The sequence below is a fragment of the Rhodococcus sp. MEB041 genome (assembly GCF_030208955.1).
Lineage (GTDB): Bacteria > Actinomycetota > Actinomycetes > Mycobacteriales > Mycobacteriaceae > Rhodococcoides.
Map to the genome: position 1 here is coordinate 379,014 of NZ_JARVSZ010000005.1, position 17,836 is coordinate 396,849.

At 68.6% G+C, this 17,836-nt stretch carries 15 protein-coding genes, 1 tRNA gene and 1 pseudogene; 13 read left to right on the top strand and 4 right to left on the bottom strand.

Features of this window, described 5'->3' with window-relative positions; all coding sequences use genetic code 11:
• Nucleotides 1-96: 96 nt before the first annotated feature.
• Together mfd and QRN16_RS15925 are read left to right on the top strand one after the other, a co-directional pair.
• Complete coding sequence (mfd, locus tag QRN16_RS15920; RefSeq protein ID WP_502944008.1) at nt 97-3,786, top strand: transcription-repair coupling factor; 3,690 nt, start codon at nt 97-99, stop codon at nt 3,784-3,786.
• Nucleotides 3,787-3,793: 7 nt separating this feature from the next.
• The gene (locus QRN16_RS15925; RefSeq protein ID WP_081821037.1) at nt 3,794-4,801 is read left to right on the top strand and encodes a nucleoside triphosphate pyrophosphohydrolase; all 1,008 of its coding nucleotides are present in this window, start codon (nt 3,794-3,796) and stop codon (nt 4,799-4,801) included.
• Nucleotides 4,802-4,805: 4 nt separating this feature from the next.
• Here the strand turns inward: QRN16_RS15925 and efeB are convergent, their stop codons facing one another.
• From efeB to efeU, 3 genes are all read right to left on the bottom strand, one after another.
• On the bottom strand, nt 4,806-6,089 hold the full coding sequence (gene efeB, locus QRN16_RS15930; protein WP_285188156.1) for an iron uptake transporter deferrochelatase/peroxidase subunit: 1,284 nt from the start codon (nt 6,087-6,089) through the stop codon (nt 4,806-4,808).
• On the bottom strand, nt 6,070-7,209 hold the full coding sequence (efeO, locus tag QRN16_RS15935; RefSeq protein ID WP_285188158.1) for an iron uptake system protein EfeO: 1,140 nt from the start codon (nt 7,207-7,209) through the stop codon (nt 6,070-6,072). The genes efeB and efeO overlap by 20 nt, the downstream gene beginning before the upstream one ends.
• An 88-nt stretch (nt 7,210-7,297) precedes the next feature.
• On the bottom strand, nt 7,298-8,140 hold the full coding sequence (efeU, locus tag QRN16_RS15940; protein ID WP_502944020.1) for an iron uptake transporter permease EfeU: 843 nt from the start codon (nt 8,138-8,140) through the stop codon (nt 7,298-7,300).
• A gap of 207 nt (nt 8,141-8,347) precedes the next feature.
• Between efeU and QRN16_RS15945 the strand changes: the two genes are divergently transcribed.
• The 5 genes from QRN16_RS15945 (at nt 8,348) to QRN16_RS15965 (ending at nt 12,683) form a co-directional block, all read left to right on the top strand.
• Nucleotides 8,348-9,103 carry a lytic transglycosylase domain-containing protein gene (locus QRN16_RS15945; RefSeq protein ID WP_285188163.1) on the top strand — a complete coding sequence of 252 codons (756 nt, stop codon included), beginning with the start codon at nt 8,348-8,350 and terminating at the stop codon, nt 9,101-9,103.
• 186 nt (nt 9,104-9,289) lie between these two features.
• Nucleotides 9,290-10,585: a phosphopyruvate hydratase gene (eno, locus tag QRN16_RS15950; protein ID WP_027504061.1), complete on the top strand. Its 1,296-nt coding sequence runs from the start codon at nt 9,290-9,292 to the stop codon at nt 10,583-10,585.
• An 8-nt stretch (nt 10,586-10,593) separates the two neighbouring features.
• A complete protein-coding gene (locus tag QRN16_RS15955) occupies nt 10,594-11,175 on the top strand; it encodes an FtsB family cell division protein (RefSeq protein ID WP_056447114.1) in 582 nt (193 codons plus the stop codon).
• Nucleotides 11,176-11,223: 48 nt separating this feature from the next.
• The gene (locus QRN16_RS15960; RefSeq protein ID WP_027504060.1) at nt 11,224-11,739 is read left to right on the top strand and encodes a DUF501 domain-containing protein; all 516 of its coding nucleotides are present in this window, start codon (nt 11,224-11,226) and stop codon (nt 11,737-11,739) included.
• Nucleotides 11,736-12,683: a Ppx/GppA phosphatase family protein gene (locus QRN16_RS15965; protein WP_285188168.1), complete on the top strand. Its 948-nt coding sequence runs from the start codon at nt 11,736-11,738 to the stop codon at nt 12,681-12,683. Before QRN16_RS15960 ends, QRN16_RS15965 begins: the two co-directional genes overlap by 4 nt.
• Here the strand turns inward: QRN16_RS15965 and QRN16_RS15970 are convergent, their stop codons facing one another.
• Nucleotides 12,684-13,028 carry an MmcQ/YjbR family DNA-binding protein gene (locus QRN16_RS15970; protein WP_222638284.1) on the bottom strand — a complete coding sequence of 115 codons (345 nt, stop codon included), beginning with the start codon at nt 13,026-13,028 and terminating at the stop codon, nt 12,684-12,686.
• Nucleotides 13,029-13,174: 146 nt separating this feature from the next.
• Here QRN16_RS15970 and QRN16_RS15975 point away from each other — a divergent pair, with 146 nt between their 5' ends.
• From QRN16_RS15975 to QRN16_RS15995, 6 genes and pseudogenes are all read left to right on the top strand, one after another.
• Complete coding sequence (locus QRN16_RS15975; protein WP_056447560.1) at nt 13,175-14,608, top strand: short-chain fatty acid transporter; 1,434 nt, start codon at nt 13,175-13,177, stop codon at nt 14,606-14,608.
• Between the two features lie 42 nt (nt 14,609-14,650).
• Nucleotides 14,651-15,490: a sulfurtransferase gene (locus QRN16_RS15980; RefSeq protein WP_285188176.1), complete on the top strand. Its 840-nt coding sequence runs from the start codon at nt 14,651-14,653 to the stop codon at nt 15,488-15,490.
• Between the two features lie 28 nt (nt 15,491-15,518).
• Nucleotides 15,519-15,595 (top strand) — tRNA-Leu (locus tag QRN16_RS15985).
• A gap of 273 nt (nt 15,596-15,868) precedes the next feature.
• Nucleotides 15,869-16,071 (top strand): annotated as a pseudogene (locus tag QRN16_RS21850) (IS1380 family transposase); the annotation flags it as partial.
• A gap of 344 nt (nt 16,072-16,415) precedes the next feature.
• Complete coding sequence (locus QRN16_RS15990) at nt 16,416-16,781, top strand: ArsR/SmtB family transcription factor (RefSeq protein ID WP_222650170.1); 366 nt, start codon at nt 16,416-16,418, stop codon at nt 16,779-16,781.
• A gap of 33 nt (nt 16,782-16,814) precedes the next feature.
• On the top strand, nt 16,815-17,465 hold the full coding sequence (locus tag QRN16_RS15995) for an SRPBCC family protein (protein WP_222650171.1): 651 nt from the start codon (nt 16,815-16,817) through the stop codon (nt 17,463-17,465).
• Nucleotides 17,466-17,836: the final 371 nt, after the last annotated feature.

Genomic DNA, 17,836 nt, shown 5'->3' on the forward strand with positions numbered 1-17,836 from the left:
TCGATACCGAGTCGTCACCGACCGATCGATCTCCGTGAGGGGTGTCGAGCGTTGCGGGTGCACGATCGTGTCGTCTTTCCGTCAGGAGTTCTGCTGGTGTCCTCGCCGTCCGTCCATGTTTCCCCCGCGCAGACCCCGGACGACGGTGCGGGCCGGATGTCGGGCCTGCTGGAATTCGCACTGCGTGACGCGTCGCTGGCGCAGATCGTCGATCTGGCCGGCCGCCGCGAGGCCACCCTGGTCGCACCCACTCCGGCACGGGCGTTCATCGCTGCGGCCATGTCCCGCACCACACCGGTCCTGCTCGTCACCGCGACGGGCCGCGAGGCCGACGATCTGACGGCCGAGCTCACGGAGATGGTGGGCGGCGCCGTGGCGCAGTTCCCGTCCTGGGAGACGCTGCCGCACGAGCGTCTGTCTCCCGGAGCGGACACCGTCGGTCGTCGTATCGAGGTGCTGCGGCGCCTCGCCCGGCCGGAGGACGCCGACTACGGCGTCCCGCTGAAGATCATCGTCACCACGGTGCGCTCGGTGCTCCAGCCGATGGCGCGTGGACTGGGCGAGATCGAGCCCGTCGGCCTGCGCGTGGGGGCGGAGTTCGACTTCGAGGAGTTGCAGAAGCGACTGGTCGAACTGGCCTACACGCGTGTCGACATGGTCGGCAAACGCGGTGAGTTCGCGGTGCGCGGCGGCATCCTCGACCTGTTCTCGCCGACGGCGGATCACCCCGTCCGTGTCGAGTTCTGGGGTGACGAGGTCACCGACCTGCGCGCCTTCTCGGTCGCGGACCAGCGCTCCATCCCCGACGTGGAGGTCGACACGGTCATCGCGCCGCCGTGCCGGGAGATGATTCTCGACGAGGCCGTACGGGAGCGTGCGGCGCGTCTCGCCGCCGACAACACCGGCGACCCGATCCTGGTGGAGATGCTCGAGAAGATCTCCGCCGGCGTTCCGGTCGAGGGCATGGAGGCGTTGCTGCCGGTGCTGAAGGCCGGCGGCCTCGAACTGCTGACCGACGCGCTGCCCGACGGCGCGCACGTGCTGGTCTGCGATCCGGAGAAGGTGCGTACGCGCGCGACGGATCTGGTGCGGACCGGCAAGGAGTTCCTCGAGGCGTCGTGGACGGCCGCGAGCATCGGTGCGGCCGCACCGCTCGACACCGCAGCGCTGGACACCAGCAGCGTGACGGACGAGAGCGCCGTCCTCGACCTCGATCTCAGCGCGTCCGCGTACCGGTCGCTGCGGCAGGTCCGAGAGTCTGCGGAGGCGGCCGGTCGGCCGTGGTGGACCGTGGGCCCGCTCGCCTCGGGCAGTGACGAGGAGATCGTGCTCGACGTCGACGCGGCGCCGGACGTGCGCGGCTCCGAGGAGGCACTCGCGACGCTCTTCCAGATGTTCACGGCGCACCTCGCGTCCGGCGGCCGCGTGGCCGTCGTCGTCGCGGGCGCGGGAACGGCGCAGCGCACGGTCGAACGCCTGCGGGAGGCCGGTGTGCCGGCGCTCCCTCTCGATGCCGGTGCCGAGCCCGGCTCCGACGTCGTCGGCGTGATGTGCGGGTCGTTGCACTCGGGTCTCGTCCTGCGTGACGCCGGCCTGGTGGTGGTGACGGAGGCCGATCTCACCGGCAACCGGGTCGCGGCGGCCGGCGACGGCAAACGGTTGCCCGCGAAGCGTCGCAACCAGGTCGATCCGCTCGCGTTGACGGCCGGCGACATGGTGGTCCACGACCAGCACGGCATCGGCCGCTTCGTCGAGATGGTCGAGCGGACCATCGGCGGGGCACGCCGTGAGTACCTCGTCGTCGAGTACGCGCCCAGCAAGCGCGGCCACCCGGGCGACCGCCTCTTCGTTCCCATGGAGTCGCTCGACCAGTTGTCCCGCTACGTCGGCGGGGAGATGCCGAGCCTGAGCAAGCTGGGCGGATCCGACTGGACCAACACCAAGCGCAAGGCCCGCAAGGCCGTCCGCGAGATCGCAGGGGAGCTCGTCCAGCTCTACGCGGCGCGGCAGGCGGCGCCCGGTCACGCGTACGGGCCGGACACCCCGTGGCAGAAGGAGATGGAGGACGCCTTCGCGTTCACCGAGACCGTCGACCAGATGACCGTCATCGACGAGGTCAAGGCGGACATGGAGAAGCCCGTCCCGATGGACCGAGTGGTCATCGGCGACGTCGGTTACGGCAAGACCGAGGTCGGCGTCCGGGCGGCGTTCAAGGCCGTCCAGGACGGCAAGCAGGTAGCGGTGCTCGTTCCCACCACCCTGCTGGCCCAGCAGCATCTGCAGACCTTCACCGAGCGGATGGCCAACTTCCCGGTGACGGTCAAGGGGCTGTCCCGGTTCTCCGACGCCGCCGAGTCACGGGAGACGTTCGCCGGCCTCGCGGACGGCACGGTGGACATCGTCGTGGGCACGCACCGATTGCTGCAGACCGGTGTGCAGTGGAAGGACCTCGGGCTGGTCATCGTCGACGAGGAGCAGCGCTTCGGCGTCGAGCACAAGGAGCACATCAAGGCGCTGCGCACGCACGTCGACGTCCTGACGATGTCGGCGACACCGATTCCGCGCACGCTCGAGATGAGCATGGCGGGCATCCGCGAGATGTCGACCATCCTGACGCCGCCCGAGGAGCGTCACCCCATCCTGACCTACGTCGGTGCCTATCAGGAGAAGCAGGTGGCGGCGGCGATCCGCCGTGAGCTGCTCCGTGACGGCCAGGTCTTCTACGTTCACAACCGCGTGAGCAGCATCGACAAGGCCGCCGCGAACATCCGACGGCTGGTGCCGGAAGCGCGCGTCGTGGTCGCACACGGCCAGATGAACGAGGACGCGCTCGAGAAGACGGTGCAGGGGTTCTGGGAGCGTGAGTTCGACATCCTGGTCTGCACCACCATCATCGAGACGGGCCTCGACATCTCCAATGCGAACACGCTGATCGTCGAGCGAGCCGATTCGTTGGGTCTGTCCCAGCTCCACCAGTTGCGTGGGCGTGTGGGTCGCAGCCGGGACCGTGGCTATGCCTACTTCCTCTACCCGCCGGAGAAGCCGCTCACCGAGACGGCGTACGACCGGTTGGCCACCATCTCGCAGAACTCCGACCTGGGCGCCGGTATGGCGGTGGCGATGAAGGACCTCGAGATCCGCGGCGCGGGCAACGTGCTGGGCGCGGAGCAGTCCGGCCACGTCGCCGGTGTGGGATTCGACCTGTACGTCCGACTGGTCGGCGAGGCGGTGGAGGCCTACCGCGCCGTGGCCGACGGCCGCCCCGTCACCACCGACGAGGCGCCCAAGGAGGTGCGCATCGACCTCCCCGTCGATGCCCACATCCCGCCGGACTACGTCACCAGCGACAGGCTCCGACTCGAGGCGTACCGCAAGCTGGCCGCGGCGCAGAACGACGCCGAGATCGGTGCGGTCATCGACGAGCTGACCGACCGCTACGGGCCGGTGCCGGCCGAGGTCGCCCGGCTCGTGGCCGTCGCCGTCCTGCGCATCCTGTGCCGTTCCTACGGCATCGTGGACGTGCAGATGGCGGGGACCATGGTGAAGTTGGCGCCGATGGACCTACCCGACTCCAAGCAGATACGGTTGAAGCGGCTCTACCCCAGCGCACAGTATCGGGCGACCACCGGCACGGTGCAGATCCCGATTCCGCGTGTGGCAGGTGGTGGAGTCGGTTCGGCCCGTGTCCGCGACGAGGAACTTCTGCAGTTCGTCGCCGACGTGCTGCTCGCGATGGACGGGCAGCCCGCGGGCTCCGTACGAGTCGAGCAACCGATCGGGGTGTGAGCGCGCGATGACGATTCTGCTGCTGGATCCCCTGCGGCCCACCATGGTGCCGGTGCAGGCCGTGACGTTGCTGGACAAGCCCGTGGGCTTCACCGAAGAGGTGCCGGTCTCCATCCGCTGGCGCCTCACGGGGTTCACCTCCGCGGGCGACGACGAGCCCGAGGTGCTCATCAGCACCAGCCGCGACAACCCCGACGTCCAGGAACGCATCACGCGCGGCGAGGACGTCATCGAGGTGCCGGTACCCCGCGGCGGCAACCTCGCCGAGGCCGTCTTCGTCATCGACAAACTACGCTCACTCGGCGGATGGGAGGCGCAGCAGACGCACGAGTCGCTTCGCGGGTACCTCCTCGAGGAAACCTACGAACTGCTCGATGCCATCGAGACCGGCGATGCGGACTCCATCCGGGAGGAGCTCGGCGATCTGCTGCTGCAGGTCATCTTCCACGCGCGCATCGCCAAGGACGCGGGCGCCGAGGCGTTCGACATCGACGACGTGGCGTCCACCCTGGTGGCCAAGTTGACCCACCGCAGCCCGCACCTGGCCGACACGTCCGGCGCACCGATCGACATCGGTGCGCAGGAGAAGGCCTGGGAGGAGCGCAAGGCCGCGGAGAAGGTACGCGCGTCGTGTCTCGACGGCATCGCCATGGCGCAGCCGTCGCTCGCGCTCGCCCAGCAGGTCATCACCCGAGCGGTCAAGGCCGGGCTCCCTCAGGACTTCGTCCCGGAGTCCATGCTCTCGGTGCGCATCGACATCTCGGGTGATCACGGCGCCACCAGCGCCGAGGACTCGCTGCGCCGCACCGTCAACGAGTTCGTGGCCGACGTACGGGCCGCGGAGCGCGGCGCCGCCATGGACGGAGTCCGATCGGCCGAGATGGACGCACGAGCGTGGTCCAAGTACTGGCCGGGAACCGACATGTTCGGCCGACCGCTCGCGGCGACGGGGACGGACGACGCACGCGTCGCCGCGTCCCACCATCGGCCGCAGGCGGACGAGAAGAACCGCTGACCGTCTAGCCGAAGAGCGTCGAGCCCCAGTAGTCCTCGGTGCCTTCCGGAACTCCCGGTGGGCAGGCGAAGACCGCCGAGCCGACGTGGGAGATGTACTCGTTCAGGGCATCTCGTCGCGCGAGCGCTTGCTGCATCGGCACGAACTGGGTCTGCGGATCGCTGCAGAAAGCGACGAAGAAGAGCCCCGCGTCGAGGTGGCCGAAGCCGTCGGAGCCGTCGGTGAAGTTGTACCCGCGGCGAAGAATCTTGATGCCGCCCAACGACTCCGACGACGCCAGTCGTACGTGCGCGTCCTTCGCGATGGTCGAGGAGCCGAGGTCGACGGTGTCGAACTCGGCCGTGCCGCCCAGTGGCGCGCCGGTGGCCTTGGACCGACCGATGACGCGTTCCTGTTCGCCGAGCACCGCGCGGTCCCACGGTTCGATCTTCATCCGGATGCGCCGCGCCACGAGGTAGGTGCCGCCTGTCATCCAGTCGGACTCGCCGCCGTTCACCCACACGTGCTCGTCGACGGTCGCCGCTTCCTCGGCCTTGATGTTGTTCGTGCCGTCCTTGAAGCCGAAGAGGTTGCGCGGTGTCGCCTGGGCGGTCGACGTCGACGCGGTGCGACCGAAACCGAGCTGCGACCACCGCACCGACGCGGTGCCGAACGCGATGCGCGCGAGATTGCGGATGGCGTGCACCGCCACCTGCGGATCGTCGGCGCAGGCCTGCACCGCGATGTCGCCACCGCTCCGCGCCGGGTCGAGGTCGTCACCGGGGAATCGCGGAAGATCCTGCAGTGCAGCCGGTCTGCGGTCACCCAAGTCGAGCTTGTCGAAGAATGACGGGCCGAAGCCGATGGTCAGCGTGAGGTTGGACGGCATCAGACCGTAGGCCTCGCCCGTGTCACCGGGCGGCTCGTACTGTCCGCCGCCGACCACGCCACCGGGCACCGACTCGGCGCCGACGGTGAGACGTTCGGCCATTGCCGTCCACTTCGTGAGCATCGCGACGATCTCGTCGCGCGAGGTGGTCGTCACGTCGAAGGTGACGAAGTGCATGCGGTCCTGTGCGGGCGTGACGATGCCCGCCTGGTGGACGCCGCGGAACGGCACCACGGCCTCGGCCGCGTCGGCGACCACGGGTTCGGGTGCGGTCGACCGGCCCAGCGCGGCACCGGCGCCGACCGCGAGTGCGCCGGCTCCCACGCCACCGAAGAGCGCGCGGCGCGAGAGGCGTCGACTCGGCGGGGTGGTGGCGGCGGCGTCCGTGTCGGACGTCCGCTCAGGCGCCTGCGACGACACCCTGGACCTGGCTCACCGACGCGGACAGGGCGTCGATCTTCTTCGACAGGTCCTGGCGCTGCGGCTCGGTGACCGTGTCGTAGGAGACGAAGCCGTCACCCTGGCGGTACTTCGCGAGCTCGGTGTCGAGTTCGGCGAAGCGCTGCTCGATGGTGGACGCGAGTTCCGGGTTCCGCTCGGACAGCACCGGAGCGAGAGCCGCCACCGCTGCCTGCGATCCGTCGACGTTCGCCTGGAAGTCGTACAGGTCGGTGTGGGAGAAGAAGTCCTCCTCACCGGTGATCTTCGTCTGGGCGACCTCGTCGAGGAGGCCCTGTGCGCCGCCCGCCACCGTGATCGGGTCGATCACGAAGTCGGGGGACTGCACGCCCGCGACCAGTTCGTCGACGTCCGCCTTCAACTGCGCGGCGATCGCGTTCGTGTCCGGCTGGAGCCCCTGTGCCCACAGGTCCTTCTCCAAGCGGTGGAACCCGGTCCACTCGGCACCCGGCTCGACGTCCGGCTCGCGCAGGTCGATGCGGGGGTCGAGATCGTCGGGGAAGCTCTCCGCGACGGGTTCGATGCGCTCGTAGTAGGTGCGGACGAGCGGGAACTGGGCCTTGGCGCCCTCGACGTCGCCGGACGTGACCGCGGTGACGAACGATCCCGTCGTCTCCTGCAACGCCGTGACCTGGCTGACGACGTAGCGCTTGTAGCCGTCGGCCGCCTCGGCGAGCGTCCCGTCGGCGTCGGACTCCTTGGCGTCACCCGTGACGACGAAGTCGCCGCGGAGGCCGTCGCCGACCATGCCCGGCTTGCACGCGGTCTGGTACGTGGCGGGCTCGGGTAGCGCGACGATGAGCTGGCGGGAGACGCCGGGCCCGATGTTCTCGATCTCACCCATGACGCGGTCGCCCTCGCCGTAGACGTAGAACTCGGTGACCTTGGAGCCGTTGTTGGTCACCTGGAAGGTGGAGCTGCCCGTCTGTGCACTCGTCGTACCGACGTCGCACGAGCTGTCGGTCGCGTCGACCACGATGTCGCCGCCCTCGGCCGAGGTCGCGGCCTCCTTCTCGGTGCAGGCCGTGAGTGCCAGCGGCAGCGCGGCGGCGCAGAAGAGGAGGCGGGTGGTGGTGCGCATTTCTGTGGTGCCCTTTCGGGAGCGGGAAGGCCGGAGGCCGGTCGGTAGTGGAGCGGGAAGGCCGGAGGTTCTGGAGCAGATGTGTGGGTCAGGACGCGGCGGGTTGTGGCTGCGGTGCGGTGACTCGTGGCACGGTCTTCGGCCGCCGGAGGAACAGGGGCAGGACGACGACGAGGTAGAGCACCCAGGCCGCGACCTGCAGAACGGTCGGCTCGGGGCGGAAGTTGAAGATGCCGGCGACGACGGTGCCGTACCAACTGCCCGCGTCCCAGGTGTCGCTGATGTCGAACGCGGTCGCGCTGCCGCCGGGGAGGATTCCGCCGATCTGCAGAGCGCGCAGTCCGTACGCCAGGATTCCGGCGGCGACGAACACGAGGAAGACGCCCGTCCAGCGGAAGAACCGGGCGAAGTCGATGCGCACTGCTCCGAAGTACAGAAGAACGGTGAGGATCGCAGCAACGGCGATTCCGGCCAGCAGGCCCAGCAGCGGCCAGGAACTGCCGTTGGTGTTCTCCGCGTAGCCGACCATGAGGAGCGCCGTCTCGATCCCTTCGCGCCCGACCGCCAGGAAGGCGAGCGATGTGACGGCCACCGGCCCGACGTCGAGCGCGCGGGCCATGCCGGCCTTCAACGTGCCGGAGATGGAGGCGGCGGCCGACCGCATCCACAACACCATGCCGGTGACGATCGCGACGGCGATCAGCGAGGCGATGCCGGCGATGATCTCGGCGGTGAGGCCCGTGACCGTCGAGGTGCCGAGGTGGATGACGGCGAACACGACGGCGACCATGCCCACGGCGGCCGAGACACCCGTCCACACCCACTTCAGCGCGTCGCGGCGGTCGGACTTCACGAGGAAGGCGACCAGGATCATCACGACGATCCCGGTCTCGAGTCCCTCCCGGACGCCGATCAGTCCACTGCCGACCATCTGCGTCACGACGGACGGCGCGGACGCGACGACGGCGACTGTGGACACGGCGGGATCTCCCGGGTTCGAGTGGAGTGGGGCGTCTTAGGCAAGGCGACCCTCATACGAAAGGTGAACATACACCGGCTTCGGGGTGCGAAACAGCCGCCGACCAGGACTTTTGAAGACCTTTACCCTTCTATTACTTTGACTCGGGATGATGGAGGCATGCTCCCACCGCGCTCCCGGCGCCTCCGCGTCGTCGCGGCTGCGCTCGCCACGGCCGCCGTCGTCTCCGGCTGTGGCGCCCTCGATCTGGATCCGGGCAGACCCGCGGTGGAGATCCCGGAGGGAATCCCGCCGGGGCCCGGAGCGCCCGTGCCGCCGATCGACGTGGACGCGCCCGGTCGCTCGGCCGACCTGCTCGCCGGCTGGGCGGAACCGCTGGTCGACCCCACCGGAATCGGTCGCACGGCGCTCGAGGCCTACGGCCACGCGGCCGCGGTCATGGCCCGCTCGTCACCGGGGTGCGGTCTGGCCTGGACCACTCTCGCCGGGATCGGCCGAATCGAGAGTCGTCACGGCACCTTCGGTGGATCGTCCGTCGGTCCCGACGGCACCGCGACCCCGCCCATCCGCGGAGTGCCCCTCGACGGTACCGCCGGCAACGCGGAGATCGCCGACACCGACGGCGGAGAACTGGACGGCGACACCGTCTTCGACCGCGCCATGGGACCGATGCAGTTCATCCCCGAGACCTGGCGCAAGTGGGGCGTGGACGCCAACGGGGACGGCCGCGCCGACCCCGACAACCTCGACGACGCCGCGCTCACCGCGGGGCGTTACCTCTGCGCCCGTGGGGGAGACCTCACCGCAGCGGAGGGATGGCAGGCCGCCCTCATGGCCTACAACCTGTCGGGGGTCTACCTGAGGGACGTCCGCGACGCGGCCTCCGCCTACTCCGTCGGTGCCCGGCCGTCCTGACGTCGACCTCCTCCGGCCTGCCCGCCCGACTACCGACCGGCCTCCGGCCTGCCCGCGTGCGCGCCTGCGCGTCGAATATCGAGCGCGGCGGCTGCGACGGCTAGTCTGTCTTCGAGCCGCGCCCGACCACGGGTGACCGGTTCGCGCCCGAAGCTGTGTGTTCAACGCCTGACTAGGAGTTCATTCGTGGCCATCATCGAACAGGTCGGAGCTCGCGAGATCCTCGACTCACGTGGCAACCCCACGGTCGAGGTCGAGGTCGCGCTCGACGACGGCACGCTGACCCGTGCAGCGGTGCCCTCGGGCGCCTCCACCGGTGAGCACGAGGCCGTCGAGCTCCGCGACGGCGGCGATCGCTACGGCGGCAAGGGTGTCGAGAAGGCCGTCAACGCCGTGCTCGACGAGATCGCTCCGGCCGTCATCGGCCTCGACGCCATCGAGCAGCGCACGGTCGACCAGGCACTGCTCGACCTCGACGGCACCGCCGACAAGTCGCGCCTCGGCGCGAACGCCCTGCTCGGTGTCTCGCTCGCCGTGGCCAAGGGTGCCGCGGAGTCCGCCGGACTGGAGCTCTTCCGTTACCTGGGTGGACCCAACGCCCACATCCTGCCGGTGCCGATGATGAACATCATCAACGGTGGCGCCCACGCCGACAGCGGCGTCGACGTGCAGGAATTCATGATCGCCCCCATCGGTGCGCCGACCTTCAAGGAGGCCCTGCGCTGGGGCGCCGAGGTCTACCACGCACTGAAGTCGGTCCTCAAGGCCAAGGGCCTGTCGACCGGGCTCGGCGACGAGGGCGGTTTCGCCCCCGACCTCGCGGGCACCAAGGCCGCACTCGACCTCATCTCGGAGGCCGTCGGCAAGACCGGCCTCACGCTGGGCTCCGACATCGCTCTCGCGCTCGATGTCGCCGCCACCGAGTTCTTCACCGCCGGAACGGGATACGCCTTCGAGGGCAACACCCGCACCGCGGAGGAGATGTCGGCGTTCTACGCGGACCTGCTGAACCAGTACCCGCTCGTCTCCATCGAGGATCCGCTCGACGAGAACGACTGGGACGGCTGGGTCGCCCTCACCGACAGCATCGGTGACCGGGTCCAGATCGTCGGCGACGATCTGTTCGTCACCAACCCGGAGCGCCTCGAGGAGGGCATCGTCAAGGGAGCCGCCAACGCTCTCCTGGTGAAGGTCAACCAGATCGGCACGCTGACCGAGACCCTCGACGCCGTCGATCTCGCGCACCGCAGTGGCTACCGCACGATGATGAGCCACCGCAGCGGCGAGACCGAGGACACCACCATCGCCGATCTCGCCGTCGCCGTGGGCAGCGGACAGATCAAGACCGGTGCCCCGGCTCGCAGCGAGCGTGTCGCCAAGTACAACCAGCTGCTGCGCATCGAGGAGGCACTCGGCGACGCCGCGCGCTACTCGGGCGAGCTGGCGTTCCCGCGGCTCGACTTCACCTCGAAGGACAGCTGAGCTCACCGATGGCGGACCGGGACTCTCGACGCAGTGCGGCACGGCCGGGTGGCCGTTCGCCGCGCCGTGACGCGCGTCCCGGTCGATCCACGCGCCGCGACGGGTCCGGGTCCTCGCAGCCCCGGACCGTCGCCGGCGCGGTCAACGACGTCGTCACCGAGGGTGCCGCACTGGTCGGTCGGCGCGGACGCCGCCGCGGCGGCGAGAAGAAGGAGCGCACGTTCCTCGGCCTGTCGACGGGCAAGGCCGTCGTTCTCGCCGTGGTGATCTGCGCTCTCGCCCTGACTCTCGCAGTTCCGTTGCGGACGTACATCTCCCAGCGCGGGGACGCCGCCCAGGTGGCCGCCGAGCGAGTGGCCCTGGAACAGCGCGTGGCCGAGCTCCAGATCCGCAAGGACCAGACCGACGATCCGGCCTACATCACCGCACAGGCACGCGAGCGCCTCGGTTACGTCATGCCCGGCGAGACCCCCTATCAAGTCCAGTTGCCCGGCGCGCGTGCACGATCGGACATCGAGAACGATCCGCCGCCGCCCCCGCCCGGACCCTGGTACAGCGACCTGTGGTCCACGGCGACCACCCCACGGTGACGCCTCGGCGCACGCCGATCCACCCGATCCGGAAATGAGTCAGACCCAGTGAGCGACGTGTCGCGCGAAGACCTCGACGCCGTGTCCGCCCAGCTCGGACGAGAGCCGCGCGGCGTGCTCGAGATCGCCTACCGCACCCCGGACGGCCGTCCCGCCGTCGTCAGGACGGCGCCGAAGCTGCCCGACGGCACGCCGTTCCCCACCCTCTTCTACCTCACGGATCCGCGTCTGACGGCCGAGGCGAGCCGCCAGGAATCCGCCGGTGTCATGCGCGAGATGACCGAGCGGCTGCAGCAGGACGAGGAGCTCGCGGCGGCCTACCTGCGTGCCCACGAGGCGTATCTGGCCGAGCGCAACGAGATCGAGTCGCTCGGAACCGATTTCACCGGCGGCGGGATGCCGGACCGGGTCAAGTGTCTGCACGTGTTGATGGCGCACTCGCTGGCCAAGGGGCCGGGTGCCAATCCGCTGGGCGACGAGTCGGTGGCGCTGGCCGCCGAGGGGCCCCTGCGTGGCACGGCCCTGCCCGCGGACTGGCCCACCATCGAGGAGCTCCGAGCATGAGGGTCGCTGCGATCGACTGCGGAACCAACTCCATCCGCCTGCTCGTGGCCGACGTGGACGACGACGGTCTCCGAGACCTCGCGCGTGAGATGCGTGTGGTCCGGCTGGGGCAGGGTGTCGACGCGACCGGGTCGTTCGCACCCGAGGCGATCGACCGCACCGAGGCAGCGCTGCTCGAGTACGTCGACATCATCACCGAGCTGGGCGGTGTCGACGCGGTGCGCATGGTCGCGACGTCGGCCACGCGCGACGCCGACAATCGTGATCTGTTCTTCGACATGACGCGCCGGACCCTCGCCTCCGTCGCGGACGGTGCAGTGGCCGAGGTCATCTCGGGCGACGAGGAGGCTCGTCTGTCCTTCGCCGGGGCGGTCGGCGACCTGGATCCGGACGAGGGGCCGTTCTTGGTGGTCGATCTCGGCGGCGGCTCCACCGAGCTGGTGCTCGGAGATGCCGACGGCGTGCGCGCCGCCTTCTCCGCCGACATCGGATGTGTTCGGCTCACCGAGCGGTGCCTGCGCACCGATCCACCCACCGAGTCCGAGCGCAGGGCAGGGCAGGCCTTCACCTCGGAGCGCCTCCAGCCGGCGTTCGACGCGGTACCCGTGAAGGATGCCCGCACCTGGGTCGGGGTTGCCGGGACCATGACCACCCTCTCGGCCGTGGCACAGAATCTTCCCGCCTACGATCCGGACGCGATCCACTTGTCGCGCATCCCGTTCACCGATCTGCGCGACGTCTGTGATCGTCTGCTCGGCATGACGAGAGCGGACCGTGCCGTGCTCGGCCCGATGCATCCCGGTCGCGTCGACGTCATCGGCGGAGGATCCCTCGTCGCGGCCACACTCGCCGAACACATCGGTGCCGAAGCCGGAATCGACAGCCTGGTCGTGAGCGAGCACGACATCCTCGACGGGATCGCTCTCAGCGTCGCCGGGCGATGATCACTCCGGTCTCGGCCCGAGCTTCCTGACGGTCACCGGAGCGCGGCACTCCCACGCTTCCTCGATCAGTTCACGAAGCTCGTCGACGTCCACCTCGGGTAGTCGCACGAGCACCGACGCGTGACCCTCGTAGTGATCGGTGGTGAAGAACGCTGCCGGGTTCGAGCTGATGAGGGCCTCGCGGTCCTCGACGCTCGGTCTGCGGAGCAGCAGAACGTCGGGCATCTCGTGGACCCGTGCGAACAGTCGGTCCTTCACGCGGAAGCCGGGAGTGCCGTACGACGGCTTCTCCGTCACCTCGCGCAGCGCGAGTGCGATACGTCGGACGTCGTCCTCTGTCGCCATGGACGCAGTGTGCCACCTGCAGTCCTGCATCGCCGCAGATCGAGGGTGCAGTGATGCCTCTTGCCTTCGGGCGGACGCACGGGAAGGGTCGATCGAGGCCGTTGTGGTCCCCGACACACCGATCGCTCGACGACCAGGAGGTCACCATGGCAGTCCGCGACACCGACGCACCCGCGGAGAAGGGGCTGGCGCGAACAGCCCAGGCACTGGCCCGCGGCACCGAGAAGTGGTTCCCCGACGCCTACATCTTCGCGCTGGTCGGCGTGCTCGTGGTGGCGATCGCCGCGTTCGCGAACGGATCGTCGCCGCAGAACGTGGTCGACGCGTTCGGCAACGGATTCTGGGACCTGACGGCGTTCACTCTGCAGATGGCCATGGTCGTGCTCACCGGGTACGTCGTGGCCACGTCGCCACCCGTGGCGCGGCTGATCACGAGACTGGCCGCGCTGCCGAACAATCCACGCACGGCGGTCAGCTTCGTCGCGCTCATGTCGTGCTCGGTGTCGTTCCTGAACTGGGGTCTCAGCCTCGTCTTCGGTGGACTGCTCGCTCGTGCCATCGCCCGGCGACGCGATCTGAGCGTCGACTACCGCGCGCTCGGCGCCGCGGCGTTCATGGGCCTGGGCGCGGTGTGGGCACTGGGCATGTCGTCGTCCGCGGCGCAGCTCCAGGCCACCGCGAGCTCGCTCCCGCCGGCTCTGCTCCGCATCACCGGAGTCCTGGACTTCGGCACCACCATCTTCACCTGGCAGTCACTGGTCATGTGCGTGATCATCATCGTGCTGACGGTGATCATCGCGCACCTCTCCGCTCCCACCGGTGCGGCGATCAAGACCGCCGAGGCCATGGACGTGAACCTCGACGACACCATCGCCGAGCCGCCGACGCGCACCCGTCCGGGCGAGTGGCTCGAGTACAGCCGCATCCTCCCGATCCTCGCCGGGGCGATGACGCTGGGATGGCTGGTGTCGCAACTGCTCTCGAAGCCCGTGCTGTCGGTGGTGAGCAGCCTGAACGGCTACCTGCTGGTGTTCCTGATGCTGGGACTCGTGCTGCACGGCACACCGCGACGGTTCCTCGATGCCGTCGCCAAGGCCGTGCCCGCCACGGCGGGGATCCTGGTGCAGTTCCCGCTGTACGCCGCGATGGCCGCGATTCTGACCACATCCGAAGGGCGGGGCGGAGTCACGGTGTCCGAGCACCTGGCCACGTTCTTCACCGAGGTCGGCGGTGGCGGAGCCTTCGCTGTGGTCATCGCCGTCTACACCGTGATCCTGGGACTCTTCGTCCCGTCGGGCGGAGGCAAGTGGTTGGTCGAGGCGCCGTACGTCATGCAGTCCGCCACCGACGTGCAGATGAACCTCGGCTGGACCGTGCAGATCTACAACGTGGCCGAGGCGCTACCCAACCTGATCAACCCGTTCTTCATGCTGCCGTTGCTCGCCGTCCTGGGTCTGCGGGCGCGCGATCTCATCGGATTCACGTTCCTGCAGTTCCTCTTCCACTTCCCGGTGGTGCTGCTGCTCGTCTGGCTGCTCGGGACGACGTTCACCTTCGAGCCGCCCGTGATCCCTGCCTGACCGAGCGGTGCGCGCAGCACACCGAGTCGTACTCTGATCGCCATGTCGGAGATCCTGGTGACCGTGTCGGAGTTGTCCGCAGCGCTGACGTCGCCGCGTCCGCCCGTGCTGCTCGACGTGAGATGGGCACTCGGTGATCCCGACAACCACCAGCACTATCTCGACGCGCACATCCCTGGCGCCGTGTTCGTCGACCTGGGCTCGGAACTCGCCGGTCACGGGGAGCCCACCGAAGGGCGGCACCCCTTGCCCCGACTCGACGATCTGCAGATGTATGCGCGGCGGTGGGGCATCGACGCCGACTCGTCCGTCGTCGTCTACGACGCCACCGGCAACATGGCTGCGGCTCGGGCGTGGTGGCTGCTGCGCTGGGCGGGCGTCGAGACCGTGCGCATGCTCGACGGTGGACTCGGCGCGTGGCAGGCGGCCGAACTACCCACGCGGTCGGGCGAGGAGAGGGCGCCGCGAGCTGGGGACGTGACGCTGTCCGAGGGCCATCTGCCGACGGTCACGGCAGACGCTGCCGCCACATTCCCCGGTCGTCTTCTCGACGCACGTGCGGGGGAGCGGTACCGCGGGGAGGTCGAGCCCGTCGATTCCCGTGCCGGCCACATTCCCGGCGCTCTCAGTGCGCCGACGTCGGACAACGTGACCGTCGACGGGACCTTCGTAGCACCCGATGTACTGCGCGATCGGTTCGCGGGCATGGGTATTCGGCCTGGCGACGAGGTGGCCGTCTACTGCGGTTCCGGTGTGACCGCGGCGCACGAGGTCGCAGCGCTCGCACTCGCCGGTATCGATGCGGCCTTGTTCCCGGGATCGTGGTCGGCGTGGGCGTCCGACCCACGACGGCCGGTCGAGACGGGATCGGGCGTCTCCTGAACGGCGCGCGATAGGCTGGCCCGAGCAGGCCCCCATAGCCCAATTGGCAGAGGCGACGGACTTAAAATCCGCTCAGTGTCGGTTCGAGTCCGACTGGGGGCACCAGAGTCCGTATGGATCCAGATTCCTGGACCAGGACAGTGCTTTTCGGGTTCAAGCGTCGAGCCGTATCAGTCCGTGTGGCGACGCTTACTCGACCACGGCAGCTCGTCAAATCTCAGTTCCGCAAAGCAATGTCGCAGTGACACTCTGCAACTGGACCTCGTTCGGGCCGTGCTGTGATGGTCCGTACCGACGGAGCCGGAGCCAGCCACGCTTTCATGACATGGCTGCAAGCGAGTGTCGTGGTCAACCGGCTTCGCGCTCACCGATGCGACGGCGTGGGTCAGCGACGCTACCGGCCCACTCGAGCTGACGACGTGGCCGACCGGGATGCGCGTGATCATCAGGAAGGAACGCCTGCACCCCGGCGCGCAGTCGAGTTCACCGATGCCGACTGTCGTCGATCGACCGCGTTCGCCACTGACACCGTTCGCGCTCAGGTGCAAGATCTCGAACTGCGGCACCGTCGTCGCGCCCAATCTCCCTTGGACGGGTTCGATCGGAACCGCATCTGGCCGGCGATGTTCCAGTCCGCTAAGGATGTGAAGTCGTGAGAGTCTTCGGTCCGCAGTTCACGTGGCACGACTGGACTTGCGCTCTCTACAGTGTCGGTTCCAGTCCGACTGGGGCGCCAGAGTCCGGATGGATCCAGATTCGTTCACCAGGCCGCGCGTTTGGAGTGCCAGTGTGGACCGACGTTTTCGAGTGGACAACCGAGACAGTGGATCTCAGATTCGTGCGGGACCAGGCGCGCTGTCAGGCGCTGGAACTATTCATAACTCTTCTCGCGCTTATATAAGTCGAATGTGGTAGTTTTCTTCTCGTGAGCGCGTTCGATGTTCTCGGCGACCCGGTGCGTCGGCGCATCCTGGAGTTACTCGCCGAGGGTGAGCAGACTTCCGGCGCGATCACGGACGTGATTCGGGCCGAGTTCGCGTTGTCGCAGCCTGCTGTCTCCCAGCATTTGCGTGTACTGCGTGAGCACGGATTCGCATCGGTACGGGCAGAGGGTGCCCGTCGGTTCTACGCCGTGGAGCCCGGGCCGTTGAGCGAAGTCGACGCGTGGCTGGACCGGTTCCGCAAATTCTGGGACCAGAGGCTCGACGCACTCGAGACCGAGCTTGCCCGCGGGAGGCGCACCACCAGGAGATCTGCCGGCGACGAGCTCGGCGCAAACAAAGAAGCCTAGACACAAGCGTTTCCTATTGGACGGAGCACGACGATGAGAGATGTACTCGACGAACTTTCCGCGGCCCGCCGAAAGATGGGCGCGGCAACCCTTCCCGCCGGGGAGGCCTACACGATGGAGCTCAGGCGTCGCTACGACGCGCCCCTCGATGACGTGTGGGACGCCATCACCAACCCTGAGCGGATCGGTCGCTGGATGAAGCCGATCACCGGCGACCTTCGTCTCGGCGGGTCATTCGAGCTCGACGGCGGGGAACACGGCGAGATCCTCCGGTGCGAGCCACCGCGTCTGCTGCGGGTGTCCTGGATGTTCGGACCCGGCGCGGACGAGTGGCCGGGAACGAGCGAGGTCGAAGTCCGCCTGTCCGCTGGCTCGAGCGGAGGCACCGAGTTCGAGCTGGTCCACGCTGCGGCCGTCGGTGAGCCCATGTTCCCCATCTACGGTCCCGGTGCGGGTGGTGTCGGCTGGGACCTGCATCTGCTCACGCTGGCGAGCTTCCTCTCGGGCGGCGAGGTGCTCGAGCACGAGAAGTTCAGTGCGTCGTCCGACGGTCGCGAGTTCAGTCGGCGTAGCGCCGCCGCGTGGGGTGAGGCCCACCTGGCCGGCGGCGGGGAACCGGGCCACGTCGCAGCTGCGGTCGAGGCCACCACCGCGTTCTACCTGCACACCGGTGATACGCGATGATGTGACCCGGAATGCGGGGTTCAATGGACCGCGCGGGGGCGTGTGGTGACGACGCCGCGATGAAGTCGTTCCAGCGTTGCCTGTGCGAGCTCACTCCGATCGAGTTCGAGACAGCCAACAGGGCCGCACACGCGGCATGATCTGATCGACGGATAGCGCAGGGGTCGCAAGTGAACAAGTATCGAGTCCACTTGCTTTGAGGTGAATCCAGATCCGGCGACGTGAAATCCGTACTTTCTGGACCAGGGCCATGCACTTCGGCCCCCGCGACCTCGAAGGGTTACTCAACGAAGAGGGTGCGCTGAAACACTGTTCGTAGGAATGTCAGTCAAGTGCTGGCGAGCGACGCCGGTGCCGGCCAGGAGCATCGG